The organism is Streptomyces sp. NPDC001070, from assembly GCF_053598835.1.
Genome location: NZ_JBSFLB010000080.1, coordinates 1,831 through 3,587, shown reverse-complemented (window position 1 = coordinate 3,587; position 1,757 = coordinate 1,831). Strand labels below are relative to the sequence as shown.

1 rRNA gene is annotated in these 1,757 nt (G+C 58.8%); it reads right to left on the bottom strand.

The features are described 5' to 3' along the window. Nucleotides 1–1,614: ribosomal RNA gene (locus ACWDAS_RS41310) — 23S ribosomal RNA — on the bottom strand; the annotation flags it as partial. Between the last annotated feature and the right edge of the window lie 143 nt (nt 1,615–1,757).

Below are 1,757 nucleotides of genomic sequence, written 5' to 3'. Positions count from 1 at the left end.
TCACCGGCTCCACCACTCCGACCAACAGCAAAGCTGAAGGCCGGCGGCTTCACGGGCTTAGCATCAGAGGGTTCAGCGCTGGCGCTTCAAAGCGGGTACCGGAATATCAACCGGTTGTCCATCGACTACGCCTGTCGGCCTCGCCTTAGGTCCCGACTTACCCTGGGCAGATCAGCTTGACCCAGGAACCCTTAGTCAATCGGCGCAAGAGTTTCCCACTCTTGTATCGCTACTCATGCCTGCATTCTCACTCGTGAACCGTCCACGACTCCCTTCCAGGGCCGCTTCACCCGGCACACGACGCTCCCCTACCCATCCGTACACCCGTTGGGGCTGCTATACGAATGACACGACTTCGGCGGTACGCTTGAGCCCCGCTACATTGTCGGCGCGGAATCACTTGACCAGTGAGCTATTACGCACTCTTTCAAGGGTGGCTGCTTCTAAGCCAACCTCCTGGTTGTCTCTGCGACTCCACATCCTTTCCCACTTAGCGTACGCTTAGGGGCCTTAGTCGATGCTCTGGGCTGTTTCCCTCTCGACCACGGAGCTTATCCCCCGCAGTCTCACTGCCGCGCTCTCACTTACCGGCATTCGGAGTTTGGCTAAGGTCAGTAACCCGGTAGGGCCCATCGCCTATCCAGTGCTCTACCTCCGGCAAGAAACACACGACGCTGCACCTAAATGCATTTCGGGGAGAACCAGCTATCACGGAGTTTGATTGGCCTTTCACCCCTAACCACAGGTCATCCCCCAGGTTTTCAACCCTGGTGGGTTCGGTCCTCCACGCGGTCTTACCCACGCTTCAACCTGCCCATGGCTAGATCACTCCGCTTCGGGTCTTGGGCGCGCGACTAAAATCGCCCTATTCGGACTCGCTTTCGCTACGGCTACCCCACACGGGTTAACCTCGCCACACACCGCAAACTCGCAGGCTCATTCTTCAAAAGGCACGCAGTCACGAGACACCAGCAAGCTGATGTCCGACGCTCCCACGGCTTGTAGGCACACGGTTTCAGGTACTATTTCACTCCGCTCCCGCGGTACTTTTCACCATTCCCTCACGGTACTATCCGCTATCGGTCACCAGGGAATATTTAGGCTTAGCGGGTGGTCCCGCCAGATTCACACGGGATTTCTCGGGCCCCGTGCTACTTGGGTGTCGCACAAGCAAGCCACCACGATTTCGGCTACGGGGGTCTTACCCTCTACGCCGGACCTTTCGCATGTCCTTCGCCTATCGCAATGGTTTCTGACTCGCCCAGCCGCCGGCAGACGACTGAAGTGCGATCCCACAACCCCACATGCGCAACCCCTGCCGGGTATCACACGCATACGGTTTGGCCTCATCCGGTTTCGCTCGCCACTACTCCCGGAATCACGGTTGTTTTCTCTTCCTGCGGGTACTGAGATGTTTCACTTCCCCGCGTTCCCTCCACACTGCCTATGTGTTCAGCAGCGGGTGACAGCCCATGACGACTGCCGGGTTTCCCCATTCGGACACCCCCGGATCAAAGCTCGGTTGACAGCTCCCCGGGGCCTATCGCGGCCTCCCACGTCCTTCATCGGTTCCTGGTGCCAAGGCATCCACCGTGCGCCCTTAAAAACTTGGCCACAGATGCTCGCGTCCACTATGCAGTTCTCAAACAACGACCCGTCACCCACATCCACCCCGCAACCGCGAAGCCTCAATGAGTCCGGTCCACAACCGAGAACACTTCCGTGCCCTCAGGACCCAACAGCGTGCCCGACCCGAC